Annotated in this window: 15 protein-coding genes; 4 read left to right on the top strand and 11 right to left on the bottom strand. The window is 27.0% G+C overall.

What is annotated here, in order from left to right; translation table 11 throughout:
• Positions 1 to 253: 253 nt before the first annotated feature.
• From QX51_RS02145 to QX51_RS02130, 4 genes are all read right to left on the bottom strand, one after another.
• Entirely contained in the window at positions 254 to 625 is a 372-nt protein-coding gene (locus QX51_RS02145; RefSeq protein WP_039678267.1) for a PH domain-containing protein, read from the bottom strand.
• Positions 626 to 832: 207 nt separating this feature from the next.
• Positions 833 to 1,522 carry a nicotinamide riboside transporter PnuC gene (pnuC, locus tag QX51_RS02140; protein WP_039678266.1) on the bottom strand — a complete coding sequence of 230 codons (690 nt, stop codon included), beginning with the start codon at positions 1,520 to 1,522 and terminating at the stop codon, positions 833 to 835.
• Between the two features lies 1 nt (position 1,523).
• Complete coding sequence (locus QX51_RS02135; protein ID WP_039678265.1) at positions 1,524 to 2,417, bottom strand: PfkB family carbohydrate kinase; 894 nt, start codon at positions 2,415 to 2,417, stop codon at positions 1,524 to 1,526.
• Positions 2,418 to 3,407 carry an ADP-ribosylglycohydrolase family protein gene (locus tag QX51_RS02130; protein WP_039678264.1) on the bottom strand — a complete coding sequence of 330 codons (990 nt, stop codon included), beginning with the start codon at positions 3,405 to 3,407 and terminating at the stop codon, positions 2,418 to 2,420. It lies immediately after the preceding gene.
• Positions 3,408 to 3,870: 463 nt separating this feature from the next.
• On the opposite strand from QX51_RS02130, the gene QX51_RS02125 reads away from it, so the two are divergent.
• On the top strand, positions 3,871 to 4,596 hold the full coding sequence (locus QX51_RS02125; RefSeq protein ID WP_039678263.1) for a GntR family transcriptional regulator: 726 nt from the start codon (positions 3,871 to 3,873) through the stop codon (positions 4,594 to 4,596).
• 105 nt (positions 4,597 to 4,701) lie between these two features.
• Positions 4,702 to 5,058, top strand: a complete 357-nt coding sequence (locus QX51_RS02120; RefSeq protein ID WP_039678262.1) for a VOC family protein — start codon at positions 4,702 to 4,704, stop codon at positions 5,056 to 5,058.
• A gap of 86 nt (positions 5,059 to 5,144) precedes the next feature.
• On the opposite strand, the gene QX51_RS02115 is transcribed toward QX51_RS02120, so the two are convergent.
• The 6 genes from QX51_RS02115 to QX51_RS19295 form a co-directional block, all read right to left on the bottom strand.
• A complete protein-coding gene (locus QX51_RS02115; protein WP_278246184.1) occupies positions 5,145 to 6,617 on the bottom strand; it encodes a WG repeat-containing protein in 1,473 nt (490 codons plus the stop codon).
• 269 nt (positions 6,618 to 6,886) lie between these two features.
• Positions 6,887 to 8,050, bottom strand: coding sequence for a Tle-like phospholipase domain-containing protein (locus tag QX51_RS02110; protein ID WP_039678260.1), 1,164 nt, complete (start codon positions 8,048 to 8,050; stop codon positions 6,887 to 6,889).
• A 218-nt stretch (positions 8,051 to 8,268) separates the two neighbouring features.
• The gene (locus tag QX51_RS02105; RefSeq protein WP_039678259.1) at positions 8,269 to 9,894 is read right to left on the bottom strand and encodes a restriction endonuclease; all 1,626 of its coding nucleotides are present in this window, start codon (positions 9,892 to 9,894) and stop codon (positions 8,269 to 8,271) included.
• 301 nt (positions 9,895 to 10,195) lie between these two features.
• Positions 10,196 to 13,195, bottom strand: coding sequence for an SIR2 family protein (locus QX51_RS02100; RefSeq protein ID WP_039678258.1), 3,000 nt, complete (start codon positions 13,193 to 13,195; stop codon positions 10,196 to 10,198).
• Between the two features lie 52 nt (positions 13,196 to 13,247).
• Positions 13,248 to 13,823 (bottom strand): hypothetical protein, encoded by a 576-nt coding sequence (locus QX51_RS02095; protein WP_039678257.1) that lies wholly within the window; start codon positions 13,821 to 13,823, stop codon positions 13,248 to 13,250.
• 80 nt (positions 13,824 to 13,903) lie between these two features.
• Complete coding sequence (locus QX51_RS19295; RefSeq protein ID WP_052232831.1) at positions 13,904 to 14,770, bottom strand: toll/interleukin-1 receptor domain-containing protein; 867 nt, start codon at positions 14,768 to 14,770, stop codon at positions 13,904 to 13,906.
• Between the two features lie 274 nt (positions 14,771 to 15,044).
• Between QX51_RS19295 and QX51_RS02085 the strand changes: the two genes are divergently transcribed.
• On the top strand, positions 15,045 to 16,049 hold the full coding sequence (locus QX51_RS02085; RefSeq protein WP_039678256.1) for a Gfo/Idh/MocA family protein: 1,005 nt from the start codon (positions 15,045 to 15,047) through the stop codon (positions 16,047 to 16,049).
• A gap of 306 nt (positions 16,050 to 16,355) precedes the next feature.
• Positions 16,356 to 16,835 (top strand): hypothetical protein, encoded by a 480-nt coding sequence (locus QX51_RS02080; protein WP_039678255.1) that lies wholly within the window; start codon positions 16,356 to 16,358, stop codon positions 16,833 to 16,835.
• Positions 16,836 to 17,058: 223 nt separating this feature from the next.
• Here the strand turns inward: QX51_RS02080 and QX51_RS02075 are convergent, their stop codons facing one another.
• Positions 17,059 to 17,385, bottom strand: a complete 327-nt coding sequence (locus QX51_RS02075; RefSeq protein ID WP_039678254.1) for a hypothetical protein — start codon at positions 17,383 to 17,385, stop codon at positions 17,059 to 17,061.

Genomic DNA, 17,385 nt, shown 5'->3' with positions numbered 1-17,385 from the left:
ATATATTTGTTAATATATAACAACTATTTTATCTTGTTTTTTAGCAAGATACCCACCTTTGTTCAATACAGGATTTTGATATAATTTCCTTACAATAAAAAATTCGCTTCGCTCATATCGCCAACGGCTTCGCCCGTTGCTCAAGTTGTAAAGTTGGAAATTATACGTTATCCATAAATCAGATAACATATAATTTCCTTACAATTAAAATAAGTCAAGTCATTACAATGACTTGACTTACTTCAGATTTTTTCTATTTAAATACTGCTTGTGCTATTAGTCTATCAAATTCTCTAATATCTACACCTTTTTGTAGATTTATTTTTATATGACCTGCTCTTGTCCATAATTCAACTTCTGCATTTAAATCAAATAGTTTCCCTGCATTTTCAGTTGACCACATGTTTATTGATGAATATGGTAAAGAATAGATCTCTACTTTTTTACCTGTTAATCCTTGTGCATCTCTTACTATTAATCTTTTGTTAGTAAAAATTGCACTATCCCTAAATGTTTTGTATGCTGCAACAGCTGTTTCTCCAGGTACTAATACCTCTTCTACATCTTCTGGTATCGGACATTCACTTACAAAAGTCCATTGTAATATATTTGTTGTTTCTGCCATGACATTCTTCCCTTCAATAAGTAATATTCTTTTACATTGTATCAAATTATAGCATAAAAGAATATATATCAATATTTTCCATAGTGAAAACGTTCTTGTTAGAAATAAAGCTACTATATTAATGATTTCATAGTAGCTATTTCTTTTATTTAATTTTTATATATTTTTTATCACTAAAATTGCTATAAACTTTTTAATTATATAATATTAAGCTTCTTTTTTACTTAGTTTACTCCAGTTTACATATCCATATATAGAGTTTATTAAGTATGCAGCCCACATTACTATCATCGTAACGCTACCTTCTGGAGTATTTAATAACATTACCCACATTAATATAGAAACAAGATTAACAAGTATCCACACTAACCATTGCTCTTTGTATCTCATTACTTGTAATATTAAGGCAACAACTGATGTAACTGTAGTTATTGAGTCTATAAGTTGAAGATTTCCACCTAGAGATTTTAATAATTGGTAATATAAGAATATAGCTATTCCTAAACCTATAAATAATATTATTACTTGATTTTTTGTTAATGCTTTAGCTTCAACATTTCCATCGTCATCTTTTCTCTTGTTCCATAGTAAGAATCCTATAATATTCATTGGGATAAAGTAAAGTGCATTTAACATTACTTCACCGTATAAAGCATTTTGGTAACATATTATTGCATAAAGTGCTACGTTTACTGTTGCAAATATATAAGTTGATACTTTACCTTTTGCACATAATACAACTCCTATAATTCCTGTAACTCCACTTATTAAAGCCATCGCAGAATCTTTCCATATAATACTTAATCCTATCATCGTAATTGTTGATATTATTAACCACATTTTTTCAAACATAGTCCAGTCATTTAAAAATGTTTTTTTATTTTGTGAAACTTCCATCTTATATCTCCTCTATATTTATCTTATTTTCTAATTTTGGTCCTTTTGTTGCTACTACTTTAGCTGCAATTTTGTTTGCAATTTTACAAACTGATATATTGTCATATGCCATTGATTTTGCGCCTATAATTCCTGCAATATGACTATCTCCTGCTCCAATTGTATCTATTACTTTTGCCTTATATCCTTCTACTATAATAGGATCATTATTTTTTTCTTTGTATAATACTCCCTTAGGACCTAAGGTAATAAACACACTATTATTGCTTTTTTCATGTATTTCTTCTATAGCTTGATGTAAATCACTTTTATTAGTGTATTCACTAGCTTCTTTATCATTTAAATGAATTATTGGAGATAAATTATAAATTCTATTCATAATATCTTTATCTAAGTATGTGATTCTTGGTCCTGGAGCAAAATATATTTCCATATGTGTATTTTTTTCCAGAAACTCTACTATTACTCCTCCACTTTTTCCTTCTAATTCATATCCTGATATATATACTTTGTTATATTTATTTGTGTCTAGATTATCTAGCCATTCTTTTTTAAATTCACATTCAGTTCCCTGTACTGTTATAAAAGTTCGCTCGCCACTATTTTCTACTAAACATAAACAGTATCCATTATCAGTATTTTCATCTTTTATAAAAATTTCATATCCATTATTTAAAAGATCTTTTTCTATGGTGTGACCATACATGCCACATCCTACAGGAACTACTAAATCATGAGCGACTTCTAAATTATTAAGTATATTAGCCACATTGTAAGCACATCCGCCTACTGTTGTAATTTCCTGAGATGCAACAATATCGTCTCCACTTTTGGGTAGCATATTAATATTCATTATTTTATCTACTATTGCTGCCCCTAGCACCAATGTTTTCATTTATGCTTCCCTTCTTTCTAATAAAATGTCCACATACTTTTGTAGATTTATATCATTATTCTTATCTAAGTCAGCCACATATTCCTTATTTATTTTGTCAAAACCAGTAAATGCTCCACATATAGCACAAGCCATTGCTCCTATTGTATCTGTGTCTCCACCTAAATTAGCACATAATATACTACATTTATTAGGATCTTTTGCATAATAAGCTATACTTAATGCCGCTGGTACTGACTCACTTATTATTACTCCTGCACCTATTATGTTGTATATATTCTCTAAAAATTCATCATCATTACCTTCATATTTGTTAGCTAACTCAACACCTAGTTTTGTTCTAGCTGCTATTGATGGATTAATAGTTTCACATCCTAAACTTAGAGCATATTCTTCTATTTCATATACATCTTCCATTACTTTATCAAAATCATCATTTTCCATAGATGAGCTTACTGCCATAGCAATCATTGCTGCACCTGCTATGGAAATGTCACTACTATGAGTAGTTCTTGATATCTCATAAACATAGTCAACTAATTCATTTTTCTTGTCTGATGAAAATAAACATCCTATTGGAGCTATTCTCATGGCAGAACCGTTACTTTGTGCTGCGTCTGTAATAGATTTTGTATCTTTATTTTCTCTAAAACCATTCAATGCTGCTTTAGATGTAGGCCCTAATATATTATTTTCAAAAGCATTTTCTCTATCTGCCCACTCTAATAATTTAGTTGCTATATCAAGTTGACTAGGAATAAAATTTGTATCTATTAAAGAATCAATTATAACTAGTGCTTGAGCTGTGTCATCTGTAAATTGACCTTTTGTGTAATTGCATGCTACATCATTTTCCTTTGGTCCATCTAAAAATTCTTTTATTTCTCCAAAAAACTCTTTTGTTTTTTTCCTACTCCATAGCTCTGGTGGCATTCCCATTGCATCTCCTAATGCCATACCATATATTGCTCCTGCTATCTTATTTATCATATTCCCTCCTATTTTCATACTATATTATCTATGTTGTATTACATTTTGTATTATTGATATAACAACTTGTTATATATTGTTGTACTCTAATTATATTAAAGCAACGTTTTCGTGTCAACACATTTTTATAAAAGTTAGACACTATTAGACTTATTTTTATAAAAATGCACATTAATTGCATATTTTTTCACTTACTAGGAAATTATAATTTCATAAATTTTATGGATAACCTGTATATATAAGTAATTTCAAGATGTGTAAGTTTGTAAAAAAGTAAATTTTGAGCAACGGAGTTGACTGAAATTTCATGGCGCCCACGCAGTGGCTTAAAGTATTCCGCCGACACGTCGCTCAAGCGAAGCGAATTTTAAATACTATTATCCTACATAGCCTTCTATTAGACATAATTATCGTATATTGATATAATAAAATTATATAAATACAATATAAAAGAGGTAAAATTATGGATAGGGTATTACCAAAATACTATATTATTAAAAATGATATTATAAAAAAGATTAACAACAATGAACTAGCGCCTCACCAGCCATTGCCTTCAGAAAGAGAGCTTATTGATTCTTATAATGTTAGTAGAATAACTGTTAGAAGAGCAATTGATGAACTTGTTAAAGAAGGGTATGTATATAAGGTTTCTGGTAAAGGCAGTTTTGTAAATAAAAATACTTCAAAACAAAATCTTAATACGGTACATAGTTATACAGAAGAAATTACTAATCAAGGTAAGAAACCTTCTAGAAAACTACTTAAAACAGCTGTAGAAAAAGGTAGTTATGAAATTTGCGAAAAGCTTGATTTATTAGAAAATGAAAATATTTTTGTCTTAGAAAGAGTATATTACGCTGATGAAAAGCCTCTATGCTTGACTAAAGCATATCTTCCTTATAATCAATTTTCAAATATTGAGTGTTTCGACTTTGCAGGGAATTCTTTATATAATGTATTGGAGAATTTCTATAATATAAAAATTACTAGAGCTACTCAAGTTATTGAAGCTGCTTCATCTAAGGATGAAATAAGTGAGTTGCTAGAAGTTGAGGATGGCCATCCTCTTCTATTATTTAATACAACTACTTATGGACAAAAAGATGGGGTTGAGTTTCCTATAGAATACTTTATATCTTATTACAAAACTGACAATATGAAGTATGTTATTGAACAGTCAAGATAAGTATTTGGCATATAATATATTGCTAGTTTTATGAAATATCTCATATGCCTTAATATTTATGTTTTGAAATACATAATTAAATATAAAAATTTTTAGGAGGTACATATGAAATTCCAATGGACTACTATACAAGTAACTAATCTAGATAATAGCTTAAAGTTTTATAAAGATTTGTTAGGAATGAAAATATCTAGAGTTATTGAAGGTGGAAATCACCAAATAGTCATGCTTGGTGAAGATGATGATGCTAAAATCGAGCTAATACCTATCTCAACTGCATCTAAGGAAAACTTAGGTAATGGTGTTTCTATCGGTATTGCTTTTAAACAACTAGATGATTTGGTTGAAAAAATAAAATCTAAAAATATACCTGTTGTAGGTCCAATAACTCCTATGCCAGATATAAGATTTTTCTTTGTAAATGATCCTGATGGATATACAATTCAACTTTTAGACGAATAGTACTAAAAATAGCTAAAGCCTTATTAGACTTTAGCTATTTTTATTATCTTAATTATGGCATATATCTATGCATCTATGTTTTACTTTTAAAGCTTAGGTTTTACCAAGTTTCCTTTAAAATCATAGTACTTGTATCCACTACTATTGTTAAATGCCATCAGTTTATGATCTATTCTAGCAGAACCCTCATAAGAATATTTAAATTTCTTACTTACTATTTTACCAGTTTTATCAATTACATAAATATAATTACCCTTATGTACAGTAGAATAGTTGCCTTCAAAATTTCCAGCAAAATCATAGGTCGGTTTTATAACCATCTTACCTTTTTTGTCAATATATCCCCATTTACCATCAGTCTTAACTGGTGCTAAACCACTTGTAAATATACCTACACCATCAAATCCAGCAAGTGAAGAACCTATCTTATTGTATATTTTTATTTTACTAGGATTGTTTATATCTGCAAAAACATATCCTTCTCCATATAGGGCAAACATACCTTCTGATACTATTGGTTGATTATAACTATGATTATTTAAGTAATATCCTAATTTATATCCTTCTGTTTTATTTTTTCCTTTTTTATCAATGATTGCAGTTTGTCCATTAGTCAATTCTACTAAAGCGTATCCATTATAAAAACTTTTAGCATCTGCATATTGTGCTTTAATAACTATCTTTCCAGTTTTGTCCATATATCCACTTTTTCCATTGTGTTTATACATAACTAATCCATTTCTAAAACATCCATTAACTGTATATTTTGTACTGAAAACCTCTTTTCCAGCTGTATTTATAAATCTAAATTTTCCATTTCTATATGCCACTGCCATATTTTCAGAAAAATCAAATCCATAATCATAAGTATAGTTATTTATATACTTTCCATTTGTATCTATATATCTTGTTTTCCCTGATGAAGTGTAAACTTGTGCTCTATTGTTGTAAAATTCACCTGCCATCATCATGGAATACATCTCACTGTAGAAATATTTAAACTGAGGTTTTATGGCTACTCTACCTGTTTCATCCATATACCCAACTTTTCCCTTTGATATAAATGGAAGTCTCACAGTTGATGCTGCTTTAACTGTTATATTTATACTTTTTGAAATATAATTTTTCTTAGTCGCCTTAATAGTTATTACTTTTTTGGAACTTTGTTTTTTGATTCCAGTTATTTTGTAATTTCCATTTTTATCTGCTGTTGCAGTTTTCCCCACTTGCTTTTTAGAAACATAAGCTTTTACAGTTGATCCTGGAGTTGTTTTCCCACTTATTGTCTTTGAATTATAATATTTAGGATTAACACTTAATTTTGCAGTTGGTGATTGAGTAACTGTAATTGTGCTTTCTTTGTCATTATAATTACTTTTTCTTGCAACAACTTTTATTTTAGTTCCTTTTAATTGCTTTCCTATAGAAATTTTAAAGTTTCCATTTTTATCTGATGTTACAGTACTTCCTATTTTTTTGCTGTTTTTGTATGCTGTAACTTTTGCATTACTTGTTGTTTTTCCACTAAGGCTTGTTGCTGCTGAATACAACTTATTTATAGTTAAAGTTGATATATTTGATTTTGATATACTTAAACTTACTGATTTGCTAGGATAAAAAGCTTTAGATGTTCTTACTTTAAATTTTGTTCCTGCTGAATAAGTTCTTGGTAAATTTAAAGTAAACTTTCCATATTTGTCAGCAGTAGTTTTGCTTAATATTCCTTCCTCTTCTGCACTTGCTTTTTGTTCTAAATAAACTTCAACCTTTGAATAAGGAATAGCCTTACCTGTTATTGTTTTTTTGCCATAATAAATTTTATTGACTTTTAAAGGATTTTTACTGCTTTACTAGTTGATTCATATTTACCAGATGAGTTTTTAAATCTAATCTCAATCTTTGAGCCTGCTGATTGTTTTCCAACAGTAAACTTGTAATCTCCTCTGTTATTTGTATACATGGATTTTACTTTTTTATTGTTAATGTATAACTCAACATTCTTATTAGCAGGTGCTTTCCCTTTAACTTCTGTATCATTTTCATAAACACTTTTAATTATTGTTTTTGAAGTTGATGTTTTGTACCAATTCCCATACTTGTGAAAATTATATAAACTATGATATTTAGTTAAACTAGATGTATGGTTTTCATATCTGAATTCTTGTCCTACATGTTTACCATACTCTCCTACAATATCACCATCTATATAGTAATTTTTAATTTTAGAATAACTTTTCAAATTTCTATCTAAACTATTAACATAATCTAAATATTCATTTATTTCTTTTGATGAAGTATTTTTTGATTTGCTTAGTTCTTCACGAGACATCCATAAACCTGGTGCATTAAATGTTGATGCATACCAGTCTATATTAGACATTTCAATATTATTTTGTGCTATCTCCACACCCACACACTGTGCTAAAAATCCTCCCAATGAATGAACTGTTAATGATATTTCATCTATAGGATTTGAAGATGTACTTAATTTAATAGCATTTTTTACTAGTTTTTTTGCCACATTGGTTTGGTTTTTAAATATTGGAATGAATACATCTAAGAAATCTGTAGCTAAATCATTTAGCTTATCCATTTCTGTTCCACGAAATACAATAGTTAAATGTCTTTTTCCATTGTAATCTCTTTCAAAAACAGCTCCCTCAAAACCTGTTACTTTATCTCTTTCAACCATTTTTAATGTATATTTAGATAACCTATTATTAAGTTGATCTAAACTTTCATACATTATATCTCCACGGTCTATATATGCTCTACATTTATCATAGAATTCTGTATAATTTTTTATATTTATTTTTTCATTATACTTTTGTTTTAAAATGTAGTCGTCATATATTAACTCGCTAAGAAGCATTTCATCTGTTGTTAATTCATCAAGATATTCTACTGTGGCTGCAGAAGATATATTCATAAATGATGATGTTAGCATGATGCAAAATGCCATAAAAATACTTAATATCCCGTGTTTTTTCATAAACTCCCCCTAAAATAAAATTGCTTGTTTTACAATATATTCCACGTATGTATGTTGAGCAATAACTGAGAATAACTCTTTAATTTTCTCTTTAACTTGATTTGCTGGTGAACATATATCTTTCATTGCATTATAGTAAGTTGTATACTCCTTCTAATTGAAGAGCTATAGCGCTAGTCTTATGAACAAGTTGTTTGTATATATTCATTTTAGCTTCCTTAATTAGTAGTTTTAATTTTGCTAAAAGTATTATCCTTAAGCTGTTCTTTTATTTGAAGTTTGGCTTCAGTTAAGTCTATTCTTGCTTCGTAGCCATGTTTTTTTAACATATATAAAAGATTTTCTCCATTGATAAGTGTAAGTGGTTTATCTTTTATATACTCATAAGAATCCCTTCCGAAATCAGCAGTCGTAACTAATATGCCTTTCATTGCACCTTCATCCGATACTACTGTTGCAAGTTCTCTAATAGCAGAAATTCCAACTATATTTGTATATCTCTTTGCTTGTAAAATTATTTTACCACCTTTGATTGGATCAGAATCTATTATTACTCCATCTACCCCACCGTCTTTGATACCTTGCGTTACATGAACTTCCACATTATCTTTTGCATATTCCTTTTCAAACAACTCTCTTATAAGATGTTCAAATTCTTCCCAGTTCATAGCGGCTAGATTATATCCTTTTACTTTGTCACCTATTTCATGGGATTTTATAAATCTCTTATCATATTTACTTATATTACATATTGGTGCAACAGCAACTAAATCACTTAGCTTAGTTCCCGCTCTTCCCTTCATTCTTTTAAAACATAACTTTGGGTCGACTTCTGTTAAATTGTATTCCATGAAGGTTTCTACTGAGGTTTGTAATGATAGAATACAGTTTGTTTCTTCTAGTCCATTGCTTCTATTTAGTTCTGTCAAATATCCATTGAATACAATACCTTCTATATTATTTGCTATATCACTCATATAGATATCATAGTTTAGTCTTAGACATAGCTGATATAGTGACTCTTCGTAGATTTTGTTTAATTCTGTTTCTTTTAATAATGTATCTTTGTAGTCTTTTTTAGTTACTTCATATTTTCGCTCTTTTAAATTAGGTATTTTTTCTTTCTTTGGCAAGGCGTACTCTATTATAAGTATTTTATTTAGTGGTATGTATTCTACTTCACATGTCATTTTGTAGTATGATGGATATTTTCTCTTTGATAGTATTTTTGTTATGTAAAATTCTACACCTTCTTTTTTCCCTTGTTCATATTCTTTTTTTAATTTATCTATATTATTATTTTTGATGGATTTTCTATTTTCAAAAGCTTTTCTACTTTCTTCCCACATGGAAGTTTTTTGATTATTATCTTTTTCTATATTTTTATATTCTACTTCCCATTTATTTAGATCTTCTTGATATCTATTTTTAGCTTGATTTTCTAACTTTGATATTCTGTTTGGAATTAGGTAGTCTAGTAATTTTAACTTAATTTTATAATCTTCTTCTAATGGTTTTATTGGAAGTTTTCTAAGTTCTAGTAGTCCATTATAATTACTGTGGTCTTTTAGTAGCTCCCAGTTTATGGTTTCTTTATTACTGTTTATATTTTTTAGTAAGCTAAGTATTTCTTCTCTTTGTTTTTTTGATTTTTGTGTTATTTGTTTTGCTAGGTTTATGGAGTCTTCTTTTATTTTTATTTCATTTTCTTTTTGTAGTCTTTTAGCTTCTTTTTCTTTTTCTCTTTTTGCTTTTTCTTCTCGGGCTTTTGCTTGTTTTTGCTCTTTTGCATATTCTCTTGCTACTTGGTTTATTGTTTTTGTTATTGGTGATTGTCTACCCATGATATCCTCCATTTTAAATTTTATGTTTTATTTGAAGTATTGACCGATTTTTGTTAAAATCTACATTTTTATTGTGTTTATGTTAAATACATATTAATAAATCTTACCTTTAAATTAAAATAAGCCGAAAATAGAATCTCCTATTTTCGGCTTTATGTATGTAATATCTTATTTTAAGCATTCACTTTTTCTATATATTTATCTATAAAGCTTGTCAGTTAGTTTTTACCAGGTTCTTTACAAAAAGTTCAAAACTACACACCCAGGCACCTTAGTCAAGTCATTTCAATGAGCTGATTTACTAACAATAATCTTTAAAGTAAATTTCTATAATTTCTCTATTACTTAAATTTGAACTTATATATTTTTCTATCTTTTTCTTTATTTCTTTATTTTTAGCTAACTTCTGGTTTAGTTTAGTTGGAAAATCTATTAACCATTCAGGATTGAATATTTCAATATTCATCCCATGTAAAATAAATTTAATTTGTTCATTAATATCACCATACTTCTTAAACTTTTCAATATCTAAAATTTTGTCATATATCAATAAGTGAAATACCCCTCTAAGCAAGTCACTAACTTCATACCTTCTTCCAACAAATCTTCCTTGTCTTTTTTCTTCTGCTCTTATATCTATTTCTAAATCTATAAAATTAACTATTTTTTGTTCTAAATCAACCTTTGAATTAATTATTTCATAGTACACAGATAATTTATATAATAAAAACTCGTTATAAGAAAACTTAGATTTACTTTCTAAAATACTTTCAACTTGTTTGACTATTTTTTTTCTATTTTCATCCGATAGTATTGAGTATGATTTTACAAGTATTTGATTATAATAAAATGATTTATTGTTATTAGTTTTAGTATACTCAATTATAATATCTTCCTCTGCTTCACTTAAACTAATACTACCATTATTATTAATTAAATAAATAATATTAAGTATAAGTCTTTCTATGCTACTAATAATTTCGCTACTAAGCTTCTCCGAATATCTTATTGCTTTAAATAAATCTTTAAGTAATATATTTATAGTATTATTCTCTAATAATGATTTAGATTGAGTAATTACGCCTTTAGAAATTTCATTAATAATATCCTCAGTGAGAACATTTATATTTGACTCCAATATTTCAATAAAATATTTAATTACTAAACTAAAATCAAATAGGTTACTATCTAGTGTTGATCTAGATATAATATATATAAATTTACATACCTTATCTTTTATATCTACAATACTTGATATATTATTTAATGCATATACCAGGTTATAGTTTAAATCTTTCAATTTATCTATTGCATCTTCTTCCAATGTCAATTTATCTATATTATATTTATTAAATAATTCTTTTATGTCTTTGATGCTTAAATAGTTTATCATTGAATATACAGTAAAATAATCAATTTTATTTAATTTAATCATTTTCCCTTTTATTCCCCAAAATTCATCTTCAGTATTTTTATATTCCAAACTATAACTAAATAACATATTTTCTATAAACTTATAAAAACTCATTTTTACTTCAACATAATTATTTACAAATAATCTATTACTTATAATAAATTCATTGAAATATTTTATATCTTCTTTTAGCTTATATACTGAACTGTCTTCTTCACTTCCACCATAAAAAATAGTATCTTTTTCTTCTTTTATTTTCTTTTCAAAAGATATTACATCACCTGTTTTTCTATGTACAAACTTAAATGTAAGAATATCTCTGTATACTTCTATATTTCCTATATCACTTTTAGGAAGTTCTAAATATATGTTATTTAAATCAATTTTATTAACTTCATTTTGAATTTGTTCTTGTATTTCGAGATTTATTCCCCATCTTCCAAGATTAAATATATTTTGTGAAATACTCATACCTAAATAATATCTATTAAATTCCGATATAAAATATAAATAGTACATCTTATTTTCTATACAACTTTCTGATATTCTCTTAAGCAACATATAGGATTCATAATATCTATCTAAATTATATAAATTATATGCTACATCTAGTAACTCTTTTTCTTTTCCCCGTACATCTCTATAAATATTAAATTTAGAATTATTCTCTAATTCTTTATAATTAAAAATATATATATCTTTTTTTAATTTATCATGTTCTTCAAAATTTATATTTAAAATAACTTCTTCATTTTCATCTTGTATAGCTATTATACCTGCATTATATAGAATTTTTTTAATAAACTTACCTTTATCATCTATCCTATCTTCACTTAAATCTTTAAACAGACTTTTCAATTTTTTATTGTGAACTTTAAGTATTCTATTTTTTAATTCATAATAACTATAATGTATTCCTCTTTTATCTCTCCATGGTATTTGTAAATCTAGCGCTCTCCTTATATCATCAATCCTAACTACATTTAACGCATTCAAATGTTTTAACTTCTCATAAGCTACGTCAATCGATAGATAATCACTACTATCATCAGTTAAGTAGTATAAAAACCTCATTATTGATTTTGCTATATCTTTATCTAATTTTCCATAATCAAATGACTTATTAAAATAATCTATACCCTTGCACTCTGAAGTATATAATATATTTATACCTCTGTTTCTATAATACTCAAATTCTAACTGATTAAATTTTTTATTATCATCTCCTTCAAGAAAATAAACTTGTTGAAAATCATTTTTAAGTATGTCTTTTACCCACTGAAATATGTACTTTACATTAATATCACTTACCGAATACCCTATAAATAAAACTACATGTGTAGATATAAGAGATTTAATATAATTTTGTATTAATTGAAAATTTTTAAAGTAAGAAAGATAATCATCCTCTTTTAATACTATATTCTTATTATTTAAGTCTCCATGCATTTTAATAATCATTTTATTATTTACACTATATGGCAAATCTTGATCCTTAGAAACTACATCAAAAAATAACCCCTTTTTATTGCATGCTCTTTCAATTAAATCATCATAATTTGTTGTAATTATATGAGCAGGATTCAAATTAATTATTAAGTCATGTATCTCATTAGGTTCAGCTTTAATATTAAACTTATTTAAAATAACATCATAATAATCTTTTTCTTTTCTAAGATTATAATAGTACTGTGGTATTTTTAAATAATCATCAAATGAACACTCATTCATATCAATGCCTACACCTTGAGCAAAATCACTTATAAGACTTGTCCATGAAGGATATCCTGAATTAATTGAAACTCCAGCTCCAACAAATACTACTAATTTATTATTTTGTGATGCCTTACGTATAATATTTTTACTTTCTTCTATAAATGACTTCATAGATATTCCCCCTATTATTTGTTATTATCTACTTACAATTGAATTAAAATATTTATTTTAATTTTTCTATTTCTTCCCTTATATCAATTAAAACCCATTTTTCTTTATTTACATCATATTTAGCATAAATATTACTGTACTCACTTTTACTTTCACTCTTATTCATATACTTAACTAATTCGAATGCATCATCTACGCATTTTTCTTTTAAAGAATCTGATATATCTCCTGATAATTTTAAATTAATTTCACAATTTTTATTAACCTTCATTTGTATCCCAAAGGAAGCCTCTTTTTCTTCTGCTTTTCCACCTGAATAAATTTTATGATAATGCTTACCTTTTAAATTTTTCCATGTATCTATAATAAATGACTTTAACACATCATAAATAGCAGATCCAAGTATTCCGTTTATATATTGCATAACTATTTCATTATTAATTGCTAATACAATAGCACTTATCAACTCATCATAAAATGAGTTCATTGGTATCCCTGATTCATCAAATTTAACAAGTCTAATACCTGCCTTATTTAAATCATCTTCTTTTTCATCCAAATATCTATCATCAAAAACACCACCAATATAATTTAACATCACACCTAATTCATTAGAATTTTGATTCATCATATTCTCCTCTTTATAAATTTATTGAGTATCATATATACAAAACTATATTGTATTAATACTATTAGCCTGATATCCTTTTAAAAAGGTATCTCATCAATATTCTTTGCTATAGCTTCATTAATTTTAAGGATATCCCTCTCATAAATATGTTCTAAAGCTTCAACTACAATTAAGTCTAATTTTAAAAAGCTTGGATTATCTTCACAAATTTTTAATAACTTTAAATAATTTAAAAATCCATCATAATCATTATCCCTATCTAAACCTAACCTTTTTAACCATCTATCATATTTAATCCCCCAATAATCATATTCATTCTCAAAATTAAAATAATATGTTCTTGTTTCAACTATGTACTTTATTAATATATAATCTATGTCTCTTAAATTCTTAAACTTATTTACAATTGACATAACTGGTTCTTCACTTTTCATTCTATCAGGCTCAATTATTGTAACAACACTATCATCTACTATATTTAAATTATCACTTTCTATTGTCTTATTAAGTATCCTTTTGGTTAAGTTATTAATTTCTATTATGTCATCACTTCCTGAAACATCTTTTAACAGCTTCAGCACATCATTTTCAGCATCCAAACATGGAAGTCTATTATTTGTATTAAATATCCCTTTTAATACGTTTTCATAATTTCCACATTTAAAACCTACAGGTATCATTTTTTTCTTTGCTCCGTAAGCTATTCCAACTTCTATTAGTGATGGTATACTTTCATAAAAATTACTAGATACCATAAATATAACTAATTCAGAATTTAATATTTCTTCCTTTATTTTGATATAAAAGTCTTGTCCGAATTCAATACTATTTGTACTTGCTTCTGATGAATAAAATACCTTACACCCTAGCATTTTTAAAGATGTTACTAATTCATCTATTTTATCTTTATCTTGACTATTATGGCTAATAAAAATCTTCTTCATTTTTCTCCCCCATTATATTATTAAATTCATTATATCATGGCTTATATAAGAATTTTCCATTTATATTGTTATAATAAGTCCTATTTTGTTATTTAAAACTCTAACTTCTAGTGATTCTATCTATTATTATTTTAACAAGTTATTGACATAAACTCTATCCTATTCCACCAACTTAATTCCTTCCCCCAAAATATAATACTGCATAAAATTCCCATATTTGATATAGTTAAAAATATAGTGAAATTTATTACAAATACTATCAAGGAGATACCATATGAAAAAAATCATTAACTTAGGTGTAATAGGAAGCGGGTTCATAGTAGACACCTTCCTAGAAGCAGCCGCAGAATTTGAAAACTTAAATCTACATACTTTCTACTCAAGAAGTGAATCCACAGCCATAAGTTTCAAGGACAAATACAACTTTGACAAGTACTCCACATGTTTAGAGGACATGGCAAAAGATGAAAATTTAGATGCTATCTACATTGCTTCACCAAATGCAATTCATCATGACCAAGCCATATTATTTTTACAAAATAAGAAACATGTCCTTTGTGAAAAGGCATTTGCTTCAAATTATAAGGAAGCATTGAATATGATAAATACTGCTAAAGAAAATAATGTGGTAATAATGGAGGCTATGAGAATCACTGTTACTCCGAATTTCAAAATCTTAAAAGATAATCTTCACAAAATAGGGGAAATTAGAAGATGTTTTGCAAGCTTTTGCCAGTACTCTTCTAGATATGATAAATACAAGGAAGGTACTATTTTAAATGCATTCAAAAAAGAATTGTCCAATGGTGCTCTTATGGATATTGGTGTTTACTGTTTGGCTCCTATTATAAATTTGTTTGGGCCTCCAAATAATATAAAATCTAATACTTTTCTTCTAAGTACTGGTGTAGATGGTCAAGGAAGTGCAATTCTGGATTATGGTACTATGGATGCTGTGGTGATTTATTCCAAGATTGCAAACTCTTATATTCCATCTGAGATCCAAGGTGAAAAAGGAAGTATTATAATTGATAAGATGAATAATTTTGAGAATATAAAGATTGTTTATAGGGATGGTACTGTGGAGGATATAGGTGTTAAACAGCATGAAAATAATATGTATTATGAGATTGAGGAGTTTATTAAATTAGTTGAGTTGAGCCATAGTGATGCAGTTTATTCTTCTTTTAATACTTTAGAAAATACTCTTAATACTATGCTTACTATGGATAAAATTAGACAGGATCTTAATATAGTTTTTCCTGCTGATAATAAATAATATTTATCCAATATGGGAAACTCCTTTGACTGAGTAAATATATGTTTAAAATATTTTAAGTTTTCAAGGAGTTGTTCCTTTAATAAACAGCAGATTAAATAGTAAATACTTACTTTTGTTTTAAATATTAAACTTCCAGTATAAATCTATTTTGTAAAAATTGACCTTATTTTATCTAATCATTTAATTATTAAGGACTTTCATTCAAAACCAAACTATTAAGTGACCTTTTATCAAATATAACCTACAATTATATAAAGTTAAAAAAGAAATACCCACAAAATAATTTAATTGGAGTGTATATAAATGATATTAGAAAATGTAGAAAGTTTAATTAATAGTGTAAGAGATCTAATAAAGGTACAGGAAATATTCAGACAAATAAGAAGTACACCTTCTTTAATTAATAAAAAAGCAATTTTATCTCAATATATGGAAAACGAAACTTTAAAAGAGGTAATAAAATATGCATATAGCCCCCATATAAATTTCGGCGATGATGTTCAGAGAAATATTTTAGATTTGCAGGTAACAGATACTCTAGATGATGTGTATCCTGTTTTTTATATGTTGGACAAACTTGCTGCAAACAGAGATAATGATTTAGTAAAACAAGAGTTTAAAGACTATATGGCATTTTTTCCAGATATAGAAGAGCTTCTTACTGGAATAATTACAAAAGATTTAGGCTTGGGCATGAGTGTAGCTTCTATCAATAAAATAACTAAGAATTTGGGTGACTTGCGTTCATCTTGTGATAATAGTAATGTTATCAGCTTGTTTTAAATACACCTTGTTCCAGGAGGTGTAATGATAAAAGAGTTACTTAGATATATTTTCAACTAAGAGAGTTTAAATTAATTTTTGCTGTAGAGTAATTCCCTTACTCTACAGCAATTTTATTTAATCTAAAAGCACAAATTATTTTACATTACCTTATACTTCATTATAATAAGTATTATAAATTTAAACGAACTACATTTTTAGTATTTTATCTTTTTCATCCATTTTATAACTCTATTATGTTATCTCCCGTAAACAAATCATATATATTGTAATTAGTGCTGGCTCTATAAATATTATCTACATTACCAATATGTAGCGCTTGGCTGGTTGGAGAACCAAACCCTTCACACATAATAATCCATGTACTTTTATAGTATTTATAAACTTTAAAATCTCCACCTGCCTCGAAAAAACCAGCTCTATAAATTATTCCTTTATCTTCATCAGATAAAATGTAATATATTGAGTTGTTACAAGTTTCAATTAATAAATAAGTTTTATAATAATCATCAGGTGTTTCAATCCAATTATATGTACTTTTTATACTCAT

It is taken from the genome of Terrisporobacter othiniensis (assembly GCF_000808015.1).
In the GTDB taxonomy this organism is placed as follows: domain Bacteria; phylum Bacillota; class Clostridia; order Peptostreptococcales; family Peptostreptococcaceae; genus Terrisporobacter; species Terrisporobacter muris.
Note: the sequence above shows the minus strand (reverse complement) of the source record. Positions and strands in the feature narration are given on the sequence as shown.

Bases quoted from the DNA above. Each gene is read 5' to 3' on its own strand.
- QX51_RS02145 (WP_039678267.1), bottom strand. From the start codon at position 625: ATGGCAGAAACAACAAATATATTACAATGGACTTTTGTAAGTGAATGT.
- pnuC (WP_039678266.1), bottom strand. From the start codon at position 1,522: ATGGAAGTTTCACAAAATAAAAAAACATTTTTAAATGACTGGACTATG.
- QX51_RS02135 (WP_039678265.1), bottom strand. From the start codon at position 2,417: ATGAAAACATTGGTGCTAGGGGCAGCAATAGTAGATAAAATAATGAAT.
- QX51_RS02130 (WP_039678264.1), bottom strand. From the start codon at position 3,407: ATGATAAATAAGATAGCAGGAGCAATATATGGTATGGCATTAGGAGAT.
- QX51_RS02125 (WP_039678263.1), top strand. From the start codon at position 3,871: ATGGATAGGGTATTACCAAAATACTATATTATTAAAAATGATATTATA.
- QX51_RS02120 (WP_039678262.1), top strand. From the start codon at position 4,702: ATGAAATTCCAATGGACTACTATACAAGTAACTAATCTAGATAATAGC.
- QX51_RS02110 (WP_039678260.1), bottom strand. From the start codon at position 8,050: ATGAAAAAACACGGGATATTAAGTATTTTTATGGCATTTTGCATCATG.
- QX51_RS02105 (WP_039678259.1), bottom strand. From the start codon at position 9,894: ATGGGTAGACAATCACCAATAACAAAAACAATAAACCAAGTAGCAAGA.
- QX51_RS02100 (WP_039678258.1), bottom strand. From the start codon at position 13,195: ATGAAGTCATTTATAGAAGAAAGTAAAAATATTATACGTAAGGCATCA.
- QX51_RS02095 (WP_039678257.1), bottom strand. From the start codon at position 13,823: ATGAATCAAAATTCTAATGAATTAGGTGTGATGTTAAATTATATTGGT.
- QX51_RS19295 (WP_052232831.1), bottom strand. From the start codon at position 14,770: ATGAAGAAGATTTTTATTAGCCATAATAGTCAAGATAAAGATAAAATA.
- QX51_RS02085 (WP_039678256.1), top strand. From the start codon at position 15,045: ATGAAAAAAATCATTAACTTAGGTGTAATAGGAAGCGGGTTCATAGTA.
- QX51_RS02080 (WP_039678255.1), top strand. From the start codon at position 16,356: ATGATATTAGAAAATGTAGAAAGTTTAATTAATAGTGTAAGAGATCTA.
- QX51_RS02075 (WP_039678254.1), bottom strand. From the start codon at position 17,385: ATGAGTATAAAAAGTACATATAATTGGATTGAAACACCTGATGATTAT.